The following is a 23,844-nucleotide window of genomic DNA, read 5'->3' as shown; positions in this document are numbered from 1 at the left end:
AACAAATATGTTTTCATTACAAAATAAATCAGCAGTTATAACAGGTGGCGGAAGTGGGATAGGCAGGGCTATCGCCGAGCTTTTTGCAAAGCAGGGTGCCGCGGTACATATTATCGATCTTGATGAGCCGTCAGCATCTGCTACTGTGAGCGAGATACAAAACAACGGCGGCCTGGCCTCCTATCATATTTGTAATGTGAGTCAGCAGCCGCAGGTTGTAGATACTTTTAAAGCAATTGGTCAGGTAGAAATCCTGGTAAATAATGCCGGTATTGCACATGTTGGTGCAGCGGCCACTACCAGTGAGGCAGATTTCGACCGGGTGATGAATGTGAACGTGAAGGGCGCGTACAACTGTCTGTTTGCGGCAATTCCCTTGATGAAAGCTAAAGGGGGCGGTGTGATTTTGAATACCGCATCCATTGCAGCAAGCGTTGGTTTGGTAGATAGATTTGCATACTCAACCAGCAAGGGTGCAATTTTTGCGATGACCCTGTCTGTAGCCCGCGATTACCTGCACGATAATATCCGTTGCAATAGCATTTCGCCTGCGCGCGTGCATACCCCGTTTGTTGATGGATTTATTGCCAAAAATTATCCTGACAACCAGCAGGAAATATTCGAGAAACTATCAAAAAGCCAGCCTATAGGCCGTATGGGTAAACCTGAGGAAATAGCAGCACTAGCATTGTACTTGTGCTCCGATGAAGCGGGTTTTATCACCGGCTGCGATTACCCCATCGACGGTGGCTTTATAAAGATCAATACCTAAAATGAATATAGAGACGCGATGCATATCGCCTCTATCCAGAATGATAATAAAATAACTATTTTTATTTATGAAATTAATCCGATTCGGCGAAGCCGGTAAAGAGAAAACAGGCGTCCTGATTAACGATAGACGATATGATACCTCGGCATTTGGCGGGGACTATGATGAGAAATTTTTTGAGACCGATGGCCTGAACAAGCTTGCTGCTTTTATAAAAAGCAACGATTTGCCTGAAGTGGGTGATGATGTACGTCTGGGATGCCCCCTGGGTCGTCCGTCTAAGATCGTATGTATTGGTTTAAATTATGTTGATCACGCCAGGGAAACTAACGCTACGCCACCATCTGAGCCGGTGATATTTATCAAGTCCACTACTGCGATTGTTGGCCCGAATGATAATATCGTGATCCCTAAGAATTCTATAAAAACAGACTGGGAAGTAGAGCTGGCAGTTGTGATCGGCAAAAAAGCAAGTTATGTAGATGAAGGTGATGCAATGGATTACGTAGCCGGTTATGTATTGCATAATGATGTTTCGGAGCGCGAATTTCAATTGGAGCGCAGCGGCACATGGGACAAAGGAAAAGGCTGCGATACTTTCGCGCCGATTGGTCCATTTATGGCAACACCTGATGAGATAAGTGATCCGCATAAGCTTCGTCTTTGGCTCAAACTGAATGGCCAAATCATGCAGGACGGTACGACAGCAAACTTTATATTTAACATTCCGCACCTGATCAGCTATACCAGCCAGTTCATGACTCTTTTGCCTGGTGATATTATATCGACAGGTACACCAGCCGGTGTAGGTTTGGGAATGAAACCAAACATATACCTAAAACCAGGCGACGTTGTGGAATTAGGAATTGACGGTTTGGGCTCGGCAACGCAAAAACTGGTAGCATATGCAAAGGATTGATGCACATCAGCATTTCTGGAAATTCGACCCGGTAAGAGACAACTGGATCAACAGTGACATGTCTGTCATAGCGCGGGATTTTTTGCCTAACGATCTGTTGCCTTTATTAGAGCGTAACAATATCGACGGAACGGTTGTGGTGCAAACCTGCCATATGGACGAGGACAACCATTTCATGCTCGAATTAGCCGATCAGTATAGTTTTATAAAAGGCGTAGTGGGGTGGGTGAATTTGCAGTCGATAAAAGTAGAAGATAAGCTGAAGTATTATCATGAACGATACCCAAAAATGAAAGGTTTTCGGCATGTACTGCAATCTGATCCGGATGATCAGCTGATGCTCAGGGATAGTTTTACAAATGGTATTTCGTTGTTGAACAAATACAATTTCACCTACGATATCCTGATTTATCCAAAGCATCTGAAGTATGCTGCACAATTGGCCGCTGAGTTTCCCGACCAGAAGTTTGTGGTGGACCACTTGGCCAAACCACATATTAAAACAAAAGAAATTGATAGCTGGAAACGTGATATTGAAGCGTTATCAAAACACTTGAACGTGTATTGCAAAGTATCAGGGATGCTTACGGAGGCTGATTGGTATTCATGGAAAACGGAAGATTTTATGCCATACCTGGATACAGTTTTCAATGCCTTTAGCATTAACAGGGTGATATATGGCTCAGACTGGCCGGTTTGCAAACTGGCAGGCGGCTACAACCGGGCGTTGGAGATATTGCAAATTTATACTTCGCGCTTCTCCGAAAGGGAGCAGGCGCAGTTTTACGGCGGTAACGCCATCGAATTTTATAACCTAACAGAATAATTCCAGGAGACGGCCCTGCAGGGGCTAAAGCTTGGTAGATAAATAACAAAACCAATTGCGTGCCGTAGGTACGAAACCTAAAATAGAATGGATCTTCAACTCAAGGATAAAATCATAATTGTAAGCGGCGGTGCCAAAGGTATTGGCGAGGGTATTGTAAAAGTGCTGGCAGCAGAAGGGGCCTTCCCAGTTATTATTGGTCGCAGCGAACAGGATAACATGAAAGTAGTTGATGAGCTTAACGGAAAGGCTTCTCAGATTGTGGCCGAGCTGACCGATCCTACCCAATGCGAAAATGCCGTTAAATCCATCATCGAAAAATATGGACATATAGATGGCCTCGTAAATAATGCTGGGGTAAACGATGGGGTGGGGTTAGAAAAAGGCAACTATGAGCAGTTTATGGCATCGCTGCATAAAAACCTGGTGCATTATTATCTGCTGGCACATCACGCACTTCCCGAACTGAAAAAAAGCAAAGGCGCAATAGTTAATATCGGTTCAAAAACAGCAGAAACCGGTCAGGGGAATACATCGGCTTATGCTGCATCAAATGGTGGCCGTAACGCTTTGACACGCGAATGGGCCGTAGAGCTGTTGCCTTATGGTATCCGTGTAAATGCGGTTATTGTAGCCGAATGCTGGACGCCATTGTATGCAAATTGGATAAAGACTTTGCCTGATCCGGATGAAAAGCTTAAATCCATTGTTTCCAAAATTCCTTTGGAGCAGCGAATGACCACCTGCGAAGAGATAGCCAATATGGTAGCTTTCCTGTTGTCCGAAAAATCAAGCCATACTACTGGTCAGTTGATTCATGTTGATGGAGGCTATACGCATTTGGACAGGGCAATAAGCTAAGTAATATTGGATGTCGTGCGGAGCCTGCCGAAGGATAGCGAGTAAAGGCTTGCCCACCATACTTCGACGAGCTCAGCATGACGCCCGCGCTTTGATATTCTTTTACTTCGCCCTCTCAATCACCTCTTTTACCAACTCCTCCCTGCTTTCAGAAGGATCAACCAAAATGTCAGGATGTAGGTTATTGTCGACTTTTTCGCCGCTCGGCCGTATCCATTCCTTTACACCAAAACGCAGGTCAATTCTCGTATTCGGTAGCTTGGTATTGTACATTTCACCAAAGTGGTTCGGATGGCCGTTAGCAGGAATTTGTCCTGCCAGGGTGGCAATATGATTATCCTTTATCATCGTGGCAAACATAATCGCGCTCGAAAACGTGCCATTACCCACAACTACAAATACTTTTCCCTTAAAACGATAGGGATTTGGGGCAGCATCAACCGTATCCGGCAAAAAATGTAATACGTCACCATCGGCTGCATTATTATATTGATCCCCGGGATTACCTCCCCATGATTTAAGCAGCTTTAAATACTCTTCACTCTTCTTCCAGTCGCAACGGTATGTTCCGTATGATTTATCATAAAAATAATCGATCAGCACATTTCCTACCATTGAATTACCCCCGCCATTTTTGCTTACATCGATAAATAAATATTTAACATTGTCCTTTTGAACCTGCTCAAAGATTGTATTGAGCTTGTTTTTCAGCGAGTCCATCTTTGTATCGCTGACGCCGAACGAGCAGGCATAAATGTAACCCGCGTCATCAATTTTTTGATAAGATATTGCTTCATTACAAGCGTCATTCCAGCCGGTTTGTTTGCTCAGTTCGTCCAGCCAGGTTTGCAGAGTAACACCCTGGATAGTAATGTTCTTGCCTTCAGATGTTTTGATAATAAACCGATGTTGAACACCGGTCAGGGACAGCGTGTATAAACTTCCAAATTGCGTCAAAGCCTTTTCTTTACGCTGATCGGGGTATCCTGCGGCGTACAGTGCGCATTTGTTTAGAACTCCTTCGATTGCTACTCCATCAATTTTTGCCACTCTTTTCCCCAATAAATCCGCCTGACCTGACAGCACCTTAGTTATCTTATAATTGTTTCCGTCTTTAGTTAAAGAAAGCGGGCAAAACACAGGTTCATTCTGGTAGCTTTTAGTTAACATTTTCGTTTGCAACGATATACCGGCGTGCTCATCGGATAAATAGGCGATGGTGGGCTTTACCAGTTTCAGAAAATCAGTTGCGGAAAGCGAGTCTTTTAATTTTGTATTGATTGAGGCAAATAACTGTTCGTACTGTTCTTTATTCAGCTCGGTATAGGGATTAATATGGACATTAAAGAGTTGTTGTCTTAAATAAGCGAGATCCTCTTTTAATTGTTGTTGCGAAAATTTTCTTTCAGAAAGCGATTGGCTAAAAGTGTTTGACGTGGCAAAAATGAATAAGGCTAAGACGCTAAAGGTTCTTTTCATAAAGGACGATTATGTTTCCATTTACAAGATGTGAATTTAAACAGAAAAGTTGCAGCAGACTTAAAAAAATGGGTAGAGTAAGATAAACCGAACTACAATGTTTTAACTTTACCGTATTATACGATCTGAATAATGAAGGATAAAAAGCTGCGCAGCAGCGAATGGTTTGGACGTACCGGAAAGGATGGGTTTATCTACCGTTCGTGGATGAAAAACCAGGGCATACCTGCGCATGAGTTTAAAGGTAAGCCTGTTATCGGTATATGCAATACATGGTCGGAGCTTACACCCTGTAATGCCCATTTTCGCGAACTGGCCGAATCAGTGAAACATGGCATCTATGAGGCCGGTGGTTTCCCGGTGGAATTCCCCGTAATGTCTCTGGGGGAAACACTGATAAAACCAACAGCGATGCTTTACCGCAACCTGGTGAGCATGGATGTAGAAGAATCTATCCGCGCTAACCCATTAGATGGCGTGGTATTACTTTGCGGCTGCGATAAAACCACTCCGGCGCTTATTATGGGAGCCTGCAGTGTAAATATACCCACAATAGTTGTATCCGGCGGTGCAATGCTGACCGGCAAATACCAGGGGCACGATATTGCCACATCCGATGTTTGGCGTTTCTCCGAAGCCCAGCGCTCGGGCCGCATGACGGAAGAAGAAATGAATATCGCCGAGGCCTGCATGTCGCGTAGCAGGGGGCATTGTGCGGTGATGGGTACAGCATCTACCATGGCTGTAATGGCCGAGGCGTTAGGACTGACTTTACCCGAGAATGCCGCTATTCCCGCGGCTGATTCGCGCAGGAAAGTTTTGGCGCATATGTCCGGAATTAGAATTGTCGATATGGTGCGCGAAGACCTGAAATTATCCGATGTTTTGACACGGGAGGCTTTTGAAAATGCCGTTATCACTAATGCTGCAATAGGCGGTTCAACCAATTTTATTATTCATTTGCTGGCTATAGCGGGGCGCATCGGTGTTGATCTTACTATTGATGATTTTGACACCAGTGCAAAGGGTATTCCTTTGCTGGCCAATTTACAGCCATCAGGTAAGTATTTTATGGAAGACCTGTATTATGCAGGTGGCATCCCGGCTGTGATGAAGGAATTGGATGCTAAGCTTAATCGTGATGCTTTGACGGTTACGGGAAAGCCGATCTCCAATCATTATCAAAACAGTACTTGCTATAATCGGGACGTGATCGCCACTATGGGTGCACCTTTCAATCCATTGGCTGGCATTACTGTTTTAAAGGGAAATATATGCGAACATGGCGCCGTAATGAAGCCATCGGCCGCAACTCCGGCATTACTCCAGCATACCGGAAAAGCAGTGGTTTTTGAAAATATTGACGATTATAAATCGCGGGTGGACGATCCTGATCTCGATATTGATGAAAATAGCGTAATGGTGCTCAAAAATGTGGGGCCAAAAGGTTATCCAGGTATGCCTGAGGTTGGCAATATGTCAATCCCTAAAAAGCTATTAGATAAAGGCGTAACCGATATGGTGCGCATCTCTGATGGCCGCATGAGCGGAACGGGTTTCGGAACGGTGGCGCTACATGTATCGCCAGAGGCAGCTTTAGGCGGAACCTTTGCTATCATTCAAAGCGGGGATATCATCGAACTTGATTTTAAGAACCGATCGCTGAATGTGCAGCTTTCTACGGAAGAGATTTCCAAACGAAAGCAACATCTAATACTGAATACCGATTTAGCCACCCGTGGCTATGTATATCTTTATCAAAGCCATGTGGAGCAATCGCACTTAGGTGCCGATATGGATTTTTTAAAAGGTAGCAGTGGCAGTGAAATACATAAGGATTCGCATTGAAGAGAGTTGTAAATAAAAATGTCATTTCGATGAGCGGCCGGGACGGAGGGCAGCGGCGGAGAGAAATCTTCTACAATTTACGATGCGAACTATGCAGTTGCAGAAGATTTCTCCTCACCCCAACGCACCTTCTTTTCAGTTCGTCGAAATGACAAGTTGTTTAAAATACCAAATCTATGACAGACGACAGATTCACCAACCAGGTAGCCATTATAACCGGAGCAGGACAGGGCATTGGCTTCGAAATTGCCCGGCAAATGGCCATGAGCGGTGCGGCAGTAATACTAAACGATATAGATGCGGCTTTAGCCAATCGGGCAGCAGCGGTTATTTCGGCAATGGGGGGTAAATGCCATCCTTTTCCGGGTGATGCTGCCGATATTAATTTTATCCGGCAGATGGTGGATGAGGCTGTTCGCAAGTATGGGTTTCTTACTGTCACTATTGCCAACGCGGGAATTACTTCATATGGCGAATTCCTGGAATATCAGCCCGAGGCTTTACAAAGTGTGATCAACCTGAACCTGTTCGGTAGTTTCTTTCTGGCGCAGAAATCGGCTATACAAATGAAGAAACAGGGTAGCGGCGGTAGTATCTTGCTGATGTCGTCGGTTACCGGTCACCAGGCGCATAAAAACCTGGCGGCTTACGGCATGACTAAAGCCGGACTCGAAATGCTGGCTAAAAGTTTGGTGCTGGAGCTATCACCATTAAATATTTCGATCAATACCGTCGCACCCGGCGCCACTTTAACCGAGCGCACTTTACAGGATAATTCCTACGAGCAAACCTGGAAGCGTATTACTCCTATGGGACGTGCGGCTATAGTAGAAGATATAGCCAATGCAGTGCTCTTTTTCGTGCTGCCCGAGTCGCGCCACATCACTGGACAGAGCTTGGTAGTAGACGGCGGCTGGACAGCTACAAGCCCATCGCCCTATTAAAACACGATTATAGGGTTTTATAGATTGACTTGATTTGATAACCTTGAATATGATCCTGTTGGATTCCCACAAATCTTGAACTCGTGTCTTAGGCAACCATACCTGGAATCTGTCCGTAACCCAATTAAAGCTGTTTGCAAGCTGTCACTCTATTTTAATTATTATTGGTGCGATTTTTATCAGGCATATTAAATGTTCTGGATCAGAAAGAGCGGGCAAAACTGTTCCTGCTCATCTTTTTTGATATACTAATCAGCGCGCTTGATATTGCATTTCTTGGTTTAACCGTCCTGGTTATCAATTTTTATGTTAAAAGTTCGGTGCCCCATTATACTTCCTGGCTGCCGCCTTCGCTAAGAGATCAGCAATCAGTGTTATTCATTACTTTGTTTTTTATACTGTTTGGTATAAAAAACATGGTTGCTTATTGGATCGCGTCAGCCCGTTATAGTTTTATTTATAATACTGCAACGCGATTGTCTGAAAAAGGTATTAGGCAATTTTTAAAAAAGGACTATCTAAGCTTTGTTAATATTGACTCGGCAGTTTACATCCGAAAGATCAGCAATCAACCCATCGAATTCAGCCATTATATCCTGACCAATTTTCAGCAGATTATTTCTCAAAGCGTATTGGTGATCTTTGCGCTAGCGGCTATCTTATTGTACCACGCCACACTATTCCTGTTATTATTTATTCTGCTGATGCCTGCAGTCGTTTCATTAGGCTGGATTTTAAAAAAACGATATAATAGTGTCCGTCAGCATATCAAACAGACGAACGCCGATACACTAAAAAATTTGAAAGAGGCTTTATCAGGCTATATCGAAAGTAACATCTATGATAAAGGCGATTTCTTCGTAGGGCGCTATTATCATCAGCAGCAACAGTTAAACCACTATATCTGCACACAGCAATCATTACAATATCTGCCTTCGCGATTGATTGAAGTCTTCGCTATTCTCGGTTTTTTTATCCTTATACTGATCAATAATTGGTCGGCTGATACTCCGGCTATCGATCTGCTTACCATCAGCATATTTTTGGCCGCCGCTTATAAAATTATACCCGGTATTGTAAAGATTATCAATAGTGCCGGACAGATGAAAACCTATGAGTTTGTTTTGGATGACCTGTTGAAAGACCACCAGGTAACAAACAATGTAACCCTCCAGCACACAGAACATCTCCGGTCAATTCGTCTTGAAAAAATACACTACAGATATCATGATCGCTTCATTTTAAACGGGATGAGCCTTGAAATAATCGCCGGCGATTTTATTGGTTTGTCAGCCGGTTCGGGTCGCGGTAAAACAACGCTGATTCATATTCTACTTGGCTTTATTGAACAGGAAGACGGAGTAGTTTACGTTAATAATCAGACCACCAATGCAAAAGACAGATTTGGCTGGCACAACCGGATATCCTACATCAAACAACAACCTTTTTTGCTGCATGATTCTATAAAAAGTAACATTACTCTCCAGGAAAACGACTATGATGATAACCGATTGGATGAAGTAATCATAACAAGTGGATTGGATAACCTGATCAGCCAGTATCCGGAGGGCATTGAAAGAATAATTACCGAAAACGGTAAAAATCTGAGCGGCGGACAACGTCAGCGGATTATGCTGGCGAGGGCCTTGTATCATGACTTTGACCTGCTGATAATGGATGAACCTTTTGGCGAAATGGACCAGCAGAGTGAAAATGAGATACTCGGAAAATTAAAACAACTTACACAAAATGGCAAAATGATCTTGTTCATAACTCATAACAAAACAGGATTGTCTTTCTGCAATAAAATAGTTTCGCTGGATGATTGAACTGAAAAAAACACTGGTCATACTGAGCCCCGGTTTCCCCAAAAACGAAGCCGATAGCACCTGTATTCCTCCGCAGCAAGTTTTTGTAAGGAACCTGAAGGCGTTATATCCAGCCTTAAATATTATAGTATTAACATTCGAGTACCCTTTTCATTCTGTATCCTATCAATGGAACAATGTATCAGTTATTTCTTTTGGCGGGGCAAACAGGGGAGGGCTGATACGCTTAAACAACTGGCTGCGGGTATGGCTAACATTACGAAGATTAAATAAGCAATTTCAAATTGTTGGTCTGCTAAGTTTTTGGATGGGCGATTGTGCCTTGATTGCAGATAAGTTTGCGGAAAAAAAAAATCTGAAACATTTCTGCTGGATATTAGGACAGGATGCCAAACCAGGTAATAAATATTTCAGGTGGGTAAAACCCAGGGCTGAAAACCTTATTGCTTTGTCGGATTTTATAGCGAACGAGGTTAAAAATAATTACGCTATAATGCCGGCTCATGTTATCCCGGTGGGGATCGATCCGGCACTGTTCGGCGAACCTGCTAAGAAACGGGATATAGACATATTGGGTGTTGGATCGTTCATACCATTAAAGCTTTATTCTCTGCTGATTAATATGATCGGCACACTTCACATTTACTTTCCCGATATCCGCGCAGTTATTTGTGGTGACGGACCGGAGCGGCATTTATTGGATATGCTGATAAAAGACTATCGTTTGGAAAAAAATATAGAACTGACAGGCGAGTTGCCCCATACTGCTGTTTTGGCTTTGATGCAGCGGGCAAAAATGTTTGTGCATCCTTCATCGTATGAGGGCCTGGGCGTGGTTTGCCTGGAAGCCTTGTATGCGGGTGCACAGGTGGTAAGTTTTGTAAAACCGATGGACCTGCCCATAAAGAATTGGCATTTTGCCAAAACGCCCGATGATATGGTGAATATGATAAAAAAAATACTGGAAGGCCCGTTTTGCAATCATGGGAACATCGCCCCCTATGTAATTGAAGATACTTGCAGTAAAATCATGAAGCTATTTGATTACAGCGATCCCGCTATCTCCTGAATTCGTGAAGCAATGGCCTCAAACGAGAGATTTGATCTGAAATATTCCAGTGAAGCTTTTTGCTTTTGAGCGATGCTTATTTTGCTGGTTTGATTTAGCGCTTCCAATAATTTTGCTGCATTTCCCGCCTCATATAACAGACCGCATTTGCCATTATTGGTTATCATTCTGAATGAGTCAATATCCGTAACTATAGGCATACATCCACACGACATTGCCTCACAAACCGCTGTTCCGCTGCCTTCATAATGCGAGCCGGATAAAATAATATCAGCGCTATTGAACCAATATTGCAGTTCATCATGTGGAACTCTGCCTATCAAGGTTATTGCGTTTTTTTGCGGAGATTTATTTATCATCTCTTTTACATCGTTTAGCAATTCCTCAGTGTGATAGATCATGTATAGTCTTGCCGATGGTTTCGCCGCAGCAAATTCAAGAAATGCTTTTGATACTGTCAGCGGGTCTTTATTGGCATTAAGCCGTCCAACCCAAAGAAAGATTAACCCTTCAGTCACGCCAGTTTTTTGCCTGCCAACCTCCTTATCCATTGGCGCAAATGCTGATGATACCTCCATCACCTCGTGTATTTTATTGGCTGAACCAATATTCCCTTTCTGCACCCATCCGAGACCCATATTATGCGAGGCAAATAAATAAGCATTTACATATTTGTCGGCCAATCTTTGCAGATACTTTTTAATCCCGGTAAATGGCAGTTCAGCATGATTGTGAACGATAACCTTTGTGCCTTTTCCAAGTAAAAAGCGCAACTGTATTACCTGAAACGGATGGTTAAAGCTTTGTACGATCACTACATCAGGTTTCAAACTTTTAATAAAACCATGTAACGGAGAAGGGAAATAGGCAGGAGATCCGAACCTTTTAAAATAATATTTAACGCCGTTCTTATCATATTGACCTTCGTAATCTATTTGCTGGATGCTTATTACGATGTTTTGTTTGGCCAATGCTTCCAGTATGCCGGTATATGCCTTTATTCGTTCGAGCCAGGCCTGGGGTAAGTTATAATCGCCCGTATAAACATATCCGGCAAAAACATATTTCATAATGTGAATTTAAAGGCAACAAGCATCAGAAGGTGTCTACGTCTGCGTAGGTGAATTTAATCTTATCCAACGGGATACGTGAACCCAGATCTTTAAAAAGTACATAAAATGAAGGCTCAGCCGGATACCTGGACGAAAGCAGCCATGATAGTCTTGTCTGGTGACTGGTGTGAAATTGTATATTCTTCAACCCAAGCTTCATGGCCAGTTTTTTCAGGTCGATCAGCATGCTGTCAAACTCACCCGACGGGCAACTTACATCACCTACAATCAGCCCGTTTTTTATTTTTATCCATAAAATGGCATCACCTATTCTTATTACACGCGTGTCACTGTACATTTTATAATTCAGGTAAAGCGCGTTCCTGTTCACCCCGGCAAAACCCTCTTTAAATACCGCGTTTTCAATACCCTTTCTGGGCAATATGTAGTCTCTCAGAACATATTCCTGATAATGCTCATACACTTTCTTCAGAAACGGGATTCTTCTTGTAATGCCTTCCAACGAAACTATACCGGTAGGTATATTATAATAAGCCAGTGTTTCGGTCATTTGCCATTTCAACCTTACCAGGAAGCCATGCAGCGAGTTTTGATTCGGGAACCCAAATACCAGACTTATCCCTTCTTCTATACACAAGTCGAAAGTGAGATTGGCCAGTTGCACGAACAGCCCTTTAAATTGATACTTGGGATGTGTCATGGTATCAGCCGATTGGGCAGCCAGGTACAGTTGATCGCCATACCGGATAAAACAAGGGATAACGCCATAGTAGGCTATCGGGTTATGCCGCTCATTAAAAGCAATGTAGCCCACATGCTCGACACCTGTATAAGAAGTGTCGTATTTTTTTCTATAGTAACCGGGAGGATTAAAGCGGCCGTATACCTCGTGATATAACTTTTCCAGGGCATTTATATTTGCCTTGCTCAACCTTTCAATATGGTACCCCTTCATCTGGATTATCTCACTCATATCTCCGGGTTACTGTTGCACGCATCTGATTAAGGGTATTGATGAACGGGTTTACCGTAAACCGTTCCCTCATGGTAGTATCTGTAAGATCTTCGCTCGAGTTGAAGTCCGTACAAAGCAATTGGCTGTATCCTGCATTTTTAGACGCACGGATCACACCCCTATTATACGAACCATATGGGAACGCCAGGCTGTTTACGGGCTGATCTATTATATTTTCGAGGTATTGCTTGGAGCGGACCATTTCTTGCGAAGCATCATTAATATTTATTCGTGCCAGGTCGTTGTGATAATAACCATGAGAACCTATTGTTGTAAACGGTGATAACGATAACTCCCTGATCTGCTGTGGGGTCATTTGCAGCCAGTAGTCTTCATTGTCAGGTTTGCTGTCCCGGTAAGGTGCCAGCGGGTATAATAGATTCATCATCTCTTGCTTAACATCAAAGCCACCCGAACGAAGCATTTCTACGAATTTTTCACCGTTTTGTTCGGAAAAATACTGATTAAAACGATTTTTTTCAAACCATTGATCATTGTAATACAACTGTTTAGGCCCATACACCTGAACCATGCCCAAAAAGTCGTTCCACAAAATATCAAATCCCTCATTTCTTATCGCGGTGATAAAAAATGTAGCGGGTAATTGATATTTCGCTAATAAATATAATACATACTTATGATTATTTGCATAACCATCATCAAAGGTGATGCAAATGTTGAACTTATCCTCACTGAATTTCTGCTCGTAATAATCGTTTAGAGAAACCACATTGAAGTATTTTTTATAAAATTGAAAGTGCTTTTCAAGCGTTTTCAGTTTTATAAAAATGGGATTAAAGCGGGTGTGGTCGGTGAGGCACACACCATGATAGATCACAATACGGCTTCCCCTGGCATTGCGGAAAAAGCCTTCATCAAAGCCCAGCAAATGGCTGATGTCTCTGCCAAAATATTTGGCTTCCCTATATAGTTTTGTTCCTATTCTTTGGGCCGGCATCATAACCAGGGTAATTAATTAATGGGGAAAACCGCTTCAGGGTAATATTGTTTGATCCTGGTCATTTGCGCGGGTAAATCGCCTTTCACATATTTGTTGCTGTTGCCCACACTGATCAAACTATACTCGGTGGTATTTATGGCTGTGAGTTGTGGAAGTAAAGCTTCGTCAAACAAACTGATATTACCTTTATGTATCACCAATAGTATATTCTGCGGATCGGTTGTAAAAAATGATTCCGCTTTTGACAATACCAGGTCGGCATCCCTATCTTCTTCAATGTCTCCTGCTCTTAGTCTCCAAGTGGAGGCAGGGTTGATCGTCAGGCTTTCATAAAGCTCTTGTCCGGATAGTAGTTCCGTTTGCTTAGCCTTGCGGATATGGTTCCAGATATTCCAATCACCGGTAAGTGTTGAATCTGTTCCGAAAAGTATAGGCAGATGGTCCTTCAGGCAGTCTACAGGTGCCGTTTTGCCGAGCAAAAAATAGTTCGATTCCGGGCACCAGGCCAATGCTTTAAATTGCTTTGCCTGCTTTTCATTCATGGCGACACCGTGTACTGCAACTATGGACCGTTTAAATAAGTTGTTTTTAATTAGCAGATCGATCTCGCTGGAGGCTGCTGCATCCGTGCCTTCGCCACTATGAACCACAGCCAGTAAGCTCTTTTTAAGCGGGTTATTCAATGCAAACCGCCATCTTTTTTCAAAATGCACAGAATGGATAGATTGGCATTCCTGGTAAACGGTGATCAGATCATTTGATACATTGATCTTTTTTCCATGATTCACCACGGTTGTCACTCCACAGAGCAGATTTTTATAAATGCCCCATTGAATACGCAATTTCTCAGGTATCTGCAGTACCCGGTCGATCACGTCTTTATGCTTCAGGTGTATATATACACCCCATTCTGTATAGTTTTTGAATGTCCTTCCCGCAAGCGGAGGGAATAAATTGAACTCAAGGTGATCGTGAGAGTTGATCAATCCGGGGAAAACAATGGTGTCGTCCAAAGCCAGGTTCAATTCATCCGTTTTGTCATGAAAATGGCCGGGCAAAACTTGTGCGATTTTACTGCCCTTTACCCTGATACTAACCTTCTGACCCGTTGAGGCCACCCTAACATTACTCAGGATCATTGCCGCGCCTTAAATGAATACCATATATCACCGGGAAACCCTTAAACTGTTCATACACGCTCAAAGCATTCTGATCAGCATAATAATGTTTTACCGTTTCGTCTATGCTGATCTCTTCCTCCCAGATCAGCCGGAAACCATCTTGGTAAAGCAAATCTTTTATGGTGCCAACAGCATGAACGTAGTTCGTTATGGCTAATCGTTCATTGTGGTGTTTAAATGTTCGCTTACCGCCAAAAGCAAGCAATGTTGGATGAAAGTCCGTGATAATAATATCCGCTGATGGTTTAAGGATACGGCACCATGCCAGTAAAGCCTGTTCAATATTTTCTATATGAGCAACCGTAAGAGTTGATATAATAGTATCAAATGCAGCATCCCGCAGGTTTGATAATAAGTTGTCATTTATTTTATAAGTATTTGCACTCGAAAACTTTTCCTGCAGTTTGTTTAACATCCCCTCAGATACATCAAAACCGGTGAGTTGTGCAGGCGCTAATTTTAAAACCTTTGGCCAGTGCCTCCCTGTTCCGCAGCCTATGTCAGCAACAGATTTATTGTGGATGATCTTTTTATCGAGCAATTGAGAGAATAGCACCTCATCAAGATCGAGCATCAGGTTGCCTGGTTGTGCATCATAATTTTCCGACCATAGGTCATATGCGTCTGATGAGTTTTTTTCAATAACACCAGGCTTGAACAGTCGTTTCCTGATATTTCTGAGGGTCGATATCACTTCGTTTATATAAGGGTTTTGATAGCATTTACGCTACTTAATAACTATTGGTTGCCCAACTAAATTTTTATTTCGCTGTTCAGGCAACTGCATTAGTTTCGATTTCGTAATTCAGATGGATACTAAGTTGATAGGGGTTAATAGATTGGCAGCAGGTCGCTGATCTGCTGCTGTTTATCCATCTGTTTTATAATGTTTCGGAACCTGTTATAATGAGCAAAATACTGTTATTTAATCCCAAAAGCGCCGATGCGAAACATCGCATCCCGAACTCCATATTAAGTATTGCAGCCTCCATTGAAGGTAAGCACGATTGGGTAATAGTTGATGGTAATTGCGAAGCCGACCCGCTGAGGAAAATCGAAAGCTACCTGGATACCGGTAATTTCAGATACCTGGGTTTTACAGTGATGCCCGGTCCGCAGTTAAGGCAGGCTATTCCGATTGCAAAGTCTATTAAGGAGCGTTACCCTCATACCAAAATGATTTGGGGAGGATACTTTCCGTCGACCCAATCGGAAACAGTTTTATACTCACACTATGTCGATTTTGTCATTAATGGACCTGGTGATCATGCTTTCCCGGCATTGATAGATGCATTGGAGAACGACAAGCCTTTCGAGTTTATCAAAAATTTGATCTACCAGGCCACTGACGGAAAGATCATCAAAACGCCAAAAGAAGATCTGATGGAGCAGGATACTTTACCGCCTTTGCCATACGATAAGCTGAATGAATTTTACCCTATCAGCAGACTGCTGGGCAAAACTTACCTGGGCGAAAAAACAATGGCCTATCATTCCAGCATCGGATGTCCTTTTACTTGTTCGTTTTGCGCTGTTGTGCCAATTTTTGAGGCCCGGTGGAAAGCAAAATCGGCACAAGCGGTTTATAATGATATAAAATACATTAAGGACAAATGGGGAGCAACAGCCGTTGAGTTTCATGACAATAATTTTTTTGTTTCTGAAAAACGTACCGTTGAGTTTGCCAACCTGATCAAACCGGAAAAAATGAGCTGGTGGGGCATGGCGCGTATTGACACGATGGATAAGTTTAAAGATTCATCTTTGGCTGCGATACGCGAATCTGGATGTAAATGCATCTTCTTTGGCGCCGAAAGTGGTAACGACCATATCCTGGAGCAATTAGACAAAGGCGGTACCCAGACCGGTGAGCAGATACTCACTTTTGCTGAACGATTAAAGAAGTTTGACATTATCCCTGAATACTCATTTGTTCTGGGTACACCTGCACCAACAACGGAGCAGGTCCAGGCGCAAATAGATTTTGAGATCGACTTTATAAAAAAGGTAAAAGCTGTAAATCCCAACGCTGAAATTGTGATATACACTTATAGCCCTGTGCCGACCGAGGGTTCGGAATTATATAAACAGGTATTGGCCAGTGGTTTCAAATATCCGCAGGTACTGGAAGACTGGATAAGCCCTGCCTGGGAGAATTTTGATATGCGCAAAAACCCGCTTACACCATGGCTCACCCCGGATATGATTGATAAAATAAGAAATTTTGAAACCGTTTTGAATGGAGCCTACCCGACTGTCACTGATATCAGGCTGAATAGCCTTAAACGCAGACTGATAAAGGCGGTAGCCGGGTTGCGTTACCGAACCAGCATATATAACTATCCATACGAAATAAAGCTGCTGCATAAGGTATGGCGTTATCGCCAACCTGAAATACAAGGATTTTAACGAATATAAAATTGAACCTGACTGTGAAGCATACCGCAAAAAATCGTTCTCAAGAGCCCAGGATTGATTTTGAAGAGCTTTATATTGCTGTGCGCCAGCAGGAGATGAGGATTTATACCGACGAACAATTACAGCTTTTGCCTGATATTGATCATATCTATTTCGATGAATGGAAGATCAGGAAAAGATCAAGTGAAAGGTTAACTGAATATCTGATAAAGAAACACAAATCTCTGAAAATACTCGAAGTAGGTTGTGGCAATGGATGGCTGTCGGCTAAATTGGCCAATATACCCAATTCGCATGTTACAGGGTTGGATATTAATCAGGTGGAGATAGACCAGGCAAACCGGGTTTTCAAAAAGGATAACCTGGCGTTCATTTATGACAGCTTTACGGACGGCACTTTTGAGAGCGAACAATTTGATGTGATTGTTTTTGCGGCGTCGCTGCAATACTTCCCGTCGGTTATTAATGTGATGAAACAGGCATTGGCTATGCTGAAAAAAGGTGGTGAAGTGCATGTGATTGATACACCGTTTTACACGCCTGACGAAACGGAAAAAGCCAACGAACGGAGTCTGAGATATTATGCTTCTTTGGGCATTCCCGAAATGGCCGAACATTATTTCCATCATTCTATCAGCGAGTTCTGGGGATTTAAATACGAGATATTGTTCGATCCGACAACCATCTTTAACCTGATCTTTAAAAAGGACCCATTTTATTGGGTCTGTATAAGGAAATAACAATGCTACAGGCGCTTACCCATACTTATAAACGTTACCGTACGCTGCAAACGCACCGCATATCGGCATTGCCTATTGTGATGCTGATGCCGCATAGCGCTTGCAATTGCCGTTGCGTGATGTGCGATATATGGAAAGATAACAAGAATTTGAAACAGCTTACCGAAGAAGATATCTCCGGATTATTATCGTCCCTAAAGCAATTCGGGACAAAACAGGTGGTCATGTCAGGCGGTGAAGCTTTGCTCAATCCTAATTTCTTTGCCCTGTGCCGGATTCTGAAAAACGCACATATCAAAGTATCGCTGCTTACGACAGGGTTAACACTTAAAAATCATGCCCCGCAGTTAGTAGAATGGGTAAATGATATCATCGTTTCTTTGGATGGCGATCAGCAGTTGCACGATGCTATCCGCAATATACCAGGGGCATTTCATAAATTGAAGGAGGGGGTACAATATATCCGGTCATTGGATCCGAATTACCGCATCACAGCCCGTACCGTAATTCACCGGCTTAATTTCTGGAATTGGACAGCCATCATCGAACAGGCTAAACAGATGAAGCTGGATCAAATCAGTTTTTTGCCTGCGGATGTAAGCAGCCATGCCTTTAACCGGCAAATTGCATGGGAAAAGCCGCGACAGGATGAGATATTACTATCAAAAAGTGAACTGCCCGAACTGAAGGCCGTTATCCAAAATATAATCACCGACTATGCAGATGATATCGACGGTGGCTTTATCGCCGAATCGGAGCAAAAACTGATGGATATTTACCATTACTATGCTGCATTTTACGGAATGATCCCCTTCCCGTATAAAAAATGTAATGCGCCGTGGGTATCCACTGTGATCGAGGCAGATGGAAGTGTAAGGCCCTGCTTTTTTCACGACACAATAGGTAATATCAGGGATGCGTCCCTTGCAACCATATTAAACAGTGATGATGCCATTAACTGGAGAAAAACATTGGACATGGCTACCAACAGTATCTGTGTAAAATGTGTTTGTTCCTTAAACCTGTCGCCACGGATCAATCCGTAAGAGGTTTTGCATTCATGGCTTCACATTGAAGAAATGCTCAAAAACTGGAAACCCGGGTTTCTGCACCTTATTGTATTACTTACCATTCTGCAGTTGCTGGTCACACTGCTGACGGACGGCTTTGCCTTGTCATTTGATGAAGCCATGTGGCAATATATCGGGCGCAACTGGTTTAGGAATGGCCTGGTTCCCTATAACGGTGGGGTAGACAATAAATCACCCGTGATATTTGCTGTTTTCGGTTTATCAGATAAACTTTTCGGCGTTAACTATTGGTTTGGAAGAGTGCTGGGCACACTGGTACAATCCGTTGGCATATATTATATATTCAAGTTAGCCAAACATATCGCGGGTGAGCAGGCCGGCATTTTAGCTATTTCGTTTTACGGTTTATCGTTGCTTTGGCACGGCACCGGTGGCAGGTATGTTTCATTCACCGAAACCTACGATATGGTGTTCATCATCATAGCCGCTTTTAAATTCGTTACCGCGCAAAATAAAAAGGATTTTTTTATCAGTGGTTTAATGGCAGGATTAGGATTGGCATTCCGGTTATCTGCTGTCTGGGGTATCATCGCAATATCCTGCGCGTTACTGCGAAGAAACAGAATGAGTATCCCTGTTTTTTTTGCCGGAATAGCCGCCAGTATTGCTCTGTTTTTAGCCATCAGTTTTTTGGCCGGGATCGATATCCATAGCATCATCACCAACGGCCTGGTGGACAATTTTGGATCAGGCAGCGCTACCGACCGCAGCCTGATTTGGAAAATGGTGAATTTTTCGGATAAGTTTTTTTATTCAGAACTCATCCTGTTTTACCCCTTCGTGCTTGGGTATTTCTTTATAAAAAAGAAGATTGACCTGTTCAGTTTATGGCTTATTCTTGAATTCGTCGGAATCAATATAGTTGGTATCTATGGAACATTGCACATGCGCGAATTATTGCCGGCAATGTCTGTTATGAGTGCCCTCTGTGTAACCTATTTGATAAACCAATTTAGCCTTCCGGCCAAACCGTTGATAATTATTATCTGGCTGGTATTCTTTCCCAAACTGCTGGAGCCTTTGCTCAACATACAGAAAATCTTTTCAGGGGATAAAAGTCAACCGGACACCGCTTGTCACGAACCTTATGATAAGCCTGATGAAGGATCACGTAAAAAACTGGGATGGTGGATAAGGGACAATACATCTCCGCAAGACATGGTCTATGTGGCTGGTTTTGGCGCGCAGGTGCAGGCATATTCTGAAAGAATATCACCAACCATTTATTTCAACGTAACGCAGACGCAACTTGCCAAGGATCGGTTTTATAGTGATATGCAAAAGAACAAACCTGCAATGATACTGGTCCCTCTGTTTGCTGAATACCACAATTTTGTGAGCCAGGATATGCGGCAGTTTGTTGATGAATTGGTCGCGAAAGAGTATTACCTGGACAGATGTATGTATAATTATAATGTCTACCGGATAAAGAAATGAAACAGGGCGGTGAGTTGACTCACCCTGGCCCCTTTTTACCGCTTGCGGTGAAGAGGGTGGTCAAGCGAAGCAAAGACCGGGTGAGCCGACTATGCGTTTTGATATTTTAAACATCATGGCAACCCAATAACTTTTACAAACGTAGTTGATATAAGATGCAGCAAAGTACCATCCTGTTTACCCATTCTTATTTTCTCCGGTTCGATCCCAAACAATGGGGGTTAGGCTTACCCTATCCACCATTAGGGACTTTGCTGGCCGCTGCTAAGATGAGGCAAAATGGATATGATGTTGCCTTGTTCGATACCATGTTTGCCACGAGTCCGCAAGAGGTTGAACCGGAATTAGAAAAGCACATTCCTGATTTTTTTGTGATCTACGATGATGGGTTTAACTATCTCACCAAAATGTGCCTCACCAATATGCGCCAAGCGGCTTTCAGTATGAGTAAACAGGCAAAAGCACGCGGCTGTAAAGTGATCGTTTGCAGCTCAGACTCAACTGACCGTTTTGAAAAATACCTGTTGGAAGGCGCTGATTTTGTGATTATCGGCGAGGGAGAAATGACATTGATGGAATTGGTCAATGCGGTTAAAGACGGAGAAACAGATTATTCGGCAATACAAGGCCTGGCCTATTTGAAAGATGGTAAAGCGGTAAAAACAGTAGGCCGGCAGGTGATGAAAGATCTGGATAGCTTGCCATTGCCTGCATGGGATTTGGTCGACATAAAGCCCTATAAAGAGCGTTGGCTAAAAAACGTCGGTTATTTTTCGCTCAATATTGGTACCACGCGCGGCTGTCCGTTTAAATGTAACTGGTGCGCTAAACCGATCTATGGTAACCGTTATAATTCGAGAAGTCCTGAAAATGTAGTTTGTGAGATCAGGATGCTGAAGGAGAAATTTGGCATGGATCACCTCTGGTTTTGTGATGACATATTCGGTCTAAAGCCGGGTTGGGTAGAGGAGTTTAGCAGACTGATACAACAGGAAGATTTCACAATACGCTTCAAAATACAATCACGTGCCGATTTATTGGTTGACGAAGATTTGGTAAAGGCCCTTGCAGCCGCCGGGTGCGAAAATGTATGGATAGGGGCAGAGAGTGGCTCACAGAAAATATTGGATGCGATGGACAAAGGCACCACCATTGCGCAGATACACCAATCGACCTTATTGATGAAAAAATACGGCATCAAGCCGTCGTTCTTTATCCAGTTTGGTTACCCGGGCGAACAAAAGGAAGATATTGAAAATACGATACGGATGATCAATGAATTGCTGCCCTTTGAGATTGGAATTTCAGTATCCTACCCTCTGCCTGGAACAGTTTTTTATGATCGTGTAAAAGCCGACCTGAAAACCAAAACCAATTGGACCGATTCCGACGAAATGGCGCTGATGTTTCATAACACTTTTCCGCCAACTTATTACAAGCAGTTGCACCGGTATGTGCATCAGAACTATCATCAGCATTTGGCGCAAAACAGTTTGGCTGAGCTGATCAAAAAGCCACTGAAAGCTAATGCGAAAATCGTCAGAAAAGCATTGTCGGTATTCTATTATACCCCCGCTGCGATGATCGAGAAGTTGAAACTGAAAAGACTGGAGAGGGTATTGTAATGGAGCAGGTTATATCGCCTATCAACGAAACTAACGCTGCGGAAGCTTTTTCGGAGCAGTCAGTTGTATTTGATGGTTTATACGGCAACGATACCATCATTCAATACAAGCGCGATCGGGTAAGGAACCATGTGCTGCAATATTTACCGGAAAACAGCAATATCCTGGAATTGAATAGCGGTACAGGCGACGACGCTATTTTCTTTGCTGGTAAGGGACATTGTATTCATGCAACAGACATATCATCGGGCATGCAGGAACAATTGCGGCAGAAGGTTAGGGAAAAAGGGCTGAATGACCGGATAACCAACGAGCTATGTTCCTACACAGCTTTGCACCAGCTTAAAAATAAAGGCCCTTATGATTTGATCTTTTCCAATTTCGCCGGGTTAAATTGTACCAATGAGATGGACAAGGTGTTAGCATCGTTACCTGCTCTTCTCAAACCTAAAGGTATGGTGACATTGGTGATAATGCCAAAATTCTGTTTATGGGAAACGCTTTTGTTATTCAAAGGAAAATTTAGAACGGCATTCAGGCGATTCTTTAGTTCAAATGGCCGGACAGCTCACGTAGAGGGGCATTATTTTAAATGCTGGTACTATAATCCGTCATACATTACCAAAAAATTGAAGCCTGAATTTGAGGTACTAAATATTGAAGGATTATGTACTATAGTCCCACCATCATACGTGGAAGGCTTTGCAAAAAAACATCCATCAGCTTATTCTTTTCTTAAAAAGTGCGAAGACCGCCTAAAATCCCAATGGACATGGAAGTATATCGGGGACTATTATATTATTTCCCTGAGGAAGAAATATTAATTCACCGCACTGCCTTCCCATTGCTCCAGTATCTGTGAAAGTTTTAGCTGGTATTTAAGGATCAGTTTTTCCTGGAAGTTTTTCGGATCGGGTTTTGCATAATGTTTACCGGTATCCATGCCCATGATCAGCCCTTTTATGTTTAATTTCTTTTGCTGACGTTTTTTGTCCCACCTTTCAGCAGTTATTCTCATCAGCAAACTATCCGATGCATTTCCCAGGCGGTTACTAAACAGCCATTCAAAAGCCTTCTTCAACCATGAGGGTTTTAGCGTTTTTGCCGTACTTAATCGCATATATTTGTTCGGTAAATAATTCCGTGTCCAGTTGTTGGCTGCATAAAAGTGTTCAAATGTGCTGTCCCCATGTAAGGGTATCAGGGTAGCAATTTCAATTGCAGTATATATGTTTTTTTCGCGTATCTGCAGTTCTTCTTCGTCAATGTAATAGTTCATGCAGAAATAGTGCTCACGCTTAACCAGGAAAGTCAGCTTTTTGAAGCAGTGCATCAGCGTGCGTGCAATCCAAAGCCTGTTTTTTGCGGTGATGATAAACAGATCGATATCAGAATCCTCATCGGCAAAATTCTTTGAAAGCGACCCCGAAATAGCTATTCCCCGCACAAAAGGAAAGCGGACCAGCAAGTTGCTTACCTTTTTTGCCGTGTCAGTTAGCTTTGCCGCCCTGGCGTTCCCCTCCAACCGGCGTTCTACTAAAAAGTATTCGTTTTTGAGCGCATAGAATTTATCGAAATGGTATATCATCCTGTCGATGACCAGGTATTTCAGCCCGTATTCAAAATCGGCCGTATCGCACTTCACAGGCAGAGATAGATATATCTCCTCCGCTGTAAGCGGATAGTGAAACAGATCGAAATATGCGATGGTGGATAATATTTGTTTCCTGAGGTCGTGCAAGGTAATCTATCTAAT

The 23,844-nt window shown here is 42.9% G+C and carries 21 protein-coding genes; 14 read left to right on the top strand and 7 right to left on the bottom strand.

Annotation, left to right across the window (positions count from 1 at the left end; translation table 11 throughout):
* Positions 1-7: 7 nt before the first annotated feature.
* From Q3A68_RS01195 to Q3A68_RS01180, 4 genes are all read left to right on the top strand, one after another.
* On the top strand, positions 8-772 hold the full coding sequence (locus tag Q3A68_RS01195; RefSeq protein ID WP_302899167.1) for an SDR family NAD(P)-dependent oxidoreductase: 765 nt from the start codon (positions 8-10) through the stop codon (positions 770-772).
* 67 nt (positions 773-839) lie between these two features.
* Positions 840-1,691 (top strand): fumarylacetoacetate hydrolase family protein, encoded by an 852-nt coding sequence (locus tag Q3A68_RS01190; protein WP_302899166.1) that lies wholly within the window; start codon positions 840-842, stop codon positions 1,689-1,691.
* A complete protein-coding gene (locus Q3A68_RS01185; RefSeq protein ID WP_302899165.1) occupies positions 1,678-2,517 on the top strand; it encodes an amidohydrolase family protein in 840 nt (279 codons plus the stop codon). Before Q3A68_RS01190 ends, Q3A68_RS01185 begins: the two co-directional genes overlap by 14 nt.
* An 87-nt stretch (positions 2,518-2,604) precedes the next feature.
* Positions 2,605-3,378, top strand: a complete 774-nt coding sequence (locus Q3A68_RS01180; RefSeq protein WP_302899164.1) for an L-fucose dehydrogenase — start codon at positions 2,605-2,607, stop codon at positions 3,376-3,378.
* 102 nt (positions 3,379-3,480) lie between these two features.
* On the opposite strand, the gene Q3A68_RS01175 is transcribed toward Q3A68_RS01180, so the two are convergent.
* Positions 3,481-4,857, bottom strand: coding sequence for a S41 family peptidase (locus tag Q3A68_RS01175; protein WP_302899163.1), 1,377 nt, complete (start codon positions 4,855-4,857; stop codon positions 3,481-3,483).
* Positions 4,858-4,989: 132 nt separating this feature from the next.
* Here Q3A68_RS01175 and Q3A68_RS01170 point away from each other — a divergent pair, with 132 nt between their 5' ends.
* The 4 genes from Q3A68_RS01170 to Q3A68_RS01155 all read left to right on the top strand — a co-directional run bounded on the left by Q3A68_RS01170 (position 4,990) and on the right by Q3A68_RS01155 (position 10,547).
* Positions 4,990-6,705, top strand: a complete 1,716-nt coding sequence (locus Q3A68_RS01170; protein ID WP_302899162.1) for an IlvD/Edd family dehydratase — start codon at positions 4,990-4,992, stop codon at positions 6,703-6,705.
* Between the two features lie 176 nt (positions 6,706-6,881).
* Positions 6,882-7,649, top strand: a complete 768-nt coding sequence (locus Q3A68_RS01165; protein ID WP_302899161.1) for an SDR family NAD(P)-dependent oxidoreductase — start codon at positions 6,882-6,884, stop codon at positions 7,647-7,649.
* 167 nt (positions 7,650-7,816) lie between these two features.
* Complete coding sequence (locus Q3A68_RS01160) at positions 7,817-9,478, top strand: ABC transporter ATP-binding protein (RefSeq protein WP_302899160.1); 1,662 nt, start codon at positions 7,817-7,819, stop codon at positions 9,476-9,478.
* Positions 9,471-10,547 (top strand): glycosyltransferase, encoded by a 1,077-nt coding sequence (locus Q3A68_RS01155; protein WP_302899159.1) that lies wholly within the window; start codon positions 9,471-9,473, stop codon positions 10,545-10,547. The genes Q3A68_RS01160 and Q3A68_RS01155 overlap by 8 nt, the downstream gene beginning before the upstream one ends.
* Here Q3A68_RS01155 and Q3A68_RS01150 read toward each other — a convergent pair.
* The 5 genes from Q3A68_RS01150 to Q3A68_RS01130 are packed head-to-tail and all read right to left on the bottom strand — an operon-like array spanning position 10,523 to position 15,471.
* The gene (locus Q3A68_RS01150; protein WP_302899158.1) at positions 10,523-11,617 is read right to left on the bottom strand and encodes a glycosyltransferase family 4 protein; all 1,095 of its coding nucleotides are present in this window, start codon (positions 11,615-11,617) and stop codon (positions 10,523-10,525) included. The two genes, Q3A68_RS01155 and Q3A68_RS01150, sit on opposite strands and share 25 nt — an antisense overlap.
* 25 nt (positions 11,618-11,642) lie before the next feature.
* Complete coding sequence (locus Q3A68_RS01145; protein ID WP_302899157.1) at positions 11,643-12,593, bottom strand: GNAT family N-acetyltransferase; 951 nt, start codon at positions 12,591-12,593, stop codon at positions 11,643-11,645.
* Positions 12,586-13,596: a polysaccharide deacetylase family protein gene (locus tag Q3A68_RS01140; RefSeq protein ID WP_302899156.1), complete on the bottom strand. Its 1,011-nt coding sequence runs from the start codon at positions 13,594-13,596 to the stop codon at positions 12,586-12,588. Before Q3A68_RS01140 ends, Q3A68_RS01145 begins: the two co-directional genes overlap by 8 nt.
* A gap of 11 nt (positions 13,597-13,607) precedes the next feature.
* On the bottom strand, positions 13,608-14,735 hold the full coding sequence (locus Q3A68_RS01135) for an amidohydrolase family protein (protein ID WP_302899155.1): 1,128 nt from the start codon (positions 14,733-14,735) through the stop codon (positions 13,608-13,610).
* The gene (locus Q3A68_RS01130) at positions 14,722-15,471 is read right to left on the bottom strand and encodes a class I SAM-dependent methyltransferase (RefSeq protein WP_302899154.1); all 750 of its coding nucleotides are present in this window, start codon (positions 15,469-15,471) and stop codon (positions 14,722-14,724) included. The genes Q3A68_RS01135 and Q3A68_RS01130 overlap by 14 nt, the downstream gene beginning before the upstream one ends.
* A 212-nt stretch (positions 15,472-15,683) precedes the next feature.
* Between Q3A68_RS01130 and Q3A68_RS01125 the strand changes: the two genes are divergently transcribed.
* The 6 genes from Q3A68_RS01125 to Q3A68_RS01100 all read left to right on the top strand — a co-directional run bounded on the left by Q3A68_RS01125 (position 15,684) and on the right by Q3A68_RS01100 (position 22,912).
* Complete coding sequence (locus tag Q3A68_RS01125) at positions 15,684-17,186, top strand: B12-binding domain-containing radical SAM protein (protein WP_302899153.1); 1,503 nt, start codon at positions 15,684-15,686, stop codon at positions 17,184-17,186.
* A gap of 23 nt (positions 17,187-17,209) precedes the next feature.
* On the top strand, positions 17,210-17,935 hold the full coding sequence (locus Q3A68_RS01120) for a class I SAM-dependent methyltransferase (protein WP_302899152.1): 726 nt from the start codon (positions 17,210-17,212) through the stop codon (positions 17,933-17,935).
* Positions 17,936-17,937: 2 nt separating this feature from the next.
* Positions 17,938-18,981 carry a radical SAM protein gene (locus Q3A68_RS01115; protein WP_302899151.1) on the top strand — a complete coding sequence of 348 codons (1,044 nt, stop codon included), beginning with the start codon at positions 17,938-17,940 and terminating at the stop codon, positions 18,979-18,981.
* Between the two features lie 33 nt (positions 18,982-19,014).
* Positions 19,015-20,463 (top strand): ArnT family glycosyltransferase, encoded by a 1,449-nt coding sequence (locus Q3A68_RS01110; RefSeq protein WP_302899150.1) that lies wholly within the window; start codon positions 19,015-19,017, stop codon positions 20,461-20,463.
* Positions 20,464-20,618: 155 nt separating this feature from the next.
* Positions 20,619-22,088, top strand: a complete 1,470-nt coding sequence (locus tag Q3A68_RS01105; RefSeq protein ID WP_302899149.1) for a B12-binding domain-containing radical SAM protein — start codon at positions 20,619-20,621, stop codon at positions 22,086-22,088.
* Positions 22,088-22,912 carry a class I SAM-dependent methyltransferase gene (locus Q3A68_RS01100; protein WP_302899148.1) on the top strand — a complete coding sequence of 275 codons (825 nt, stop codon included), beginning with the start codon at positions 22,088-22,090 and terminating at the stop codon, positions 22,910-22,912. The genes Q3A68_RS01105 and Q3A68_RS01100 overlap by 1 nt, the downstream gene beginning before the upstream one ends.
* On the opposite strand, the gene Q3A68_RS01095 is transcribed toward Q3A68_RS01100, so the two are convergent.
* Positions 22,909-23,829, bottom strand: coding sequence for a nucleotidyltransferase domain-containing protein (locus Q3A68_RS01095; protein WP_302899147.1), 921 nt, complete (start codon positions 23,827-23,829; stop codon positions 22,909-22,911). The two genes, Q3A68_RS01100 and Q3A68_RS01095, sit on opposite strands and share 4 nt — an antisense overlap.
* Positions 23,830-23,844 lie beyond the last annotated feature (15 nt).

The organism is Mucilaginibacter tolerans (assembly GCF_030519375.1).
Lineage (GTDB): Bacteria > Bacteroidota > Bacteroidia > Sphingobacteriales > Sphingobacteriaceae > Mucilaginibacter.
This window is presented reverse-complemented; position numbering and strand designations above follow the sequence as displayed.

Bases quoted from the DNA above. Each gene is read 5' to 3' on its own strand.
- Q3A68_RS01170 (WP_302899162.1), top strand. From the start codon at position 4,990: ATGAAGGATAAAAAGCTGCGCAGCAGCGAATGGTTTGGACGTACCGGA.
- Q3A68_RS01190 (WP_302899166.1), top strand. From the start codon at position 840: ATGAAATTAATCCGATTCGGCGAAGCCGGTAAAGAGAAAACAGGCGTC.
- Q3A68_RS01135 (WP_302899155.1), bottom strand. From the start codon at position 14,735: ATGATCCTGAGTAATGTTAGGGTGGCCTCAACGGGTCAGAAGGTTAGT.
- Q3A68_RS01195 (WP_302899167.1), top strand. From the start codon at position 8: ATGTTTTCATTACAAAATAAATCAGCAGTTATAACAGGTGGCGGAAGT.
- Q3A68_RS01165 (WP_302899161.1), top strand. From the start codon at position 6,882: ATGACAGACGACAGATTCACCAACCAGGTAGCCATTATAACCGGAGCA.
- Q3A68_RS01155 (WP_302899159.1), top strand. From the start codon at position 9,471: ATGATTGAACTGAAAAAAACACTGGTCATACTGAGCCCCGGTTTCCCC.
- Q3A68_RS01115 (WP_302899151.1), top strand. From the start codon at position 17,938: ATGCTACAGGCGCTTACCCATACTTATAAACGTTACCGTACGCTGCAA.
- Q3A68_RS01185 (WP_302899165.1), top strand. From the start codon at position 1,678: ATGCAAAGGATTGATGCACATCAGCATTTCTGGAAATTCGACCCGGTA.
- Q3A68_RS01140 (WP_302899156.1), bottom strand. From the start codon at position 13,596: ATGATGCCGGCCCAAAGAATAGGAACAAAACTATATAGGGAAGCCAAA.
- Q3A68_RS01110 (WP_302899150.1), top strand. From the start codon at position 19,015: ATGCTCAAAAACTGGAAACCCGGGTTTCTGCACCTTATTGTATTACTT.
- Q3A68_RS01100 (WP_302899148.1), top strand. From the start codon at position 22,088: ATGGAGCAGGTTATATCGCCTATCAACGAAACTAACGCTGCGGAAGCT.
- Q3A68_RS01180 (WP_302899164.1), top strand. From the start codon at position 2,605: ATGGATCTTCAACTCAAGGATAAAATCATAATTGTAAGCGGCGGTGCC.
- Q3A68_RS01125 (WP_302899153.1), top strand. From the start codon at position 15,684: ATGAGCAAAATACTGTTATTTAATCCCAAAAGCGCCGATGCGAAACAT.
- Q3A68_RS01145 (WP_302899157.1), bottom strand. From the start codon at position 12,593: ATGAGTGAGATAATCCAGATGAAGGGGTACCATATTGAAAGGTTGAGC.
- Q3A68_RS01150 (WP_302899158.1), bottom strand. From the start codon at position 11,617: ATGAAATATGTTTTTGCCGGATATGTTTATACGGGCGATTATAACTTA.
- Q3A68_RS01175 (WP_302899163.1), bottom strand. From the start codon at position 4,857: ATGAAAAGAACCTTTAGCGTCTTAGCCTTATTCATTTTTGCCACGTCA.
- Q3A68_RS01105 (WP_302899149.1), top strand. From the start codon at position 20,619: ATGCAGCAAAGTACCATCCTGTTTACCCATTCTTATTTTCTCCGGTTC.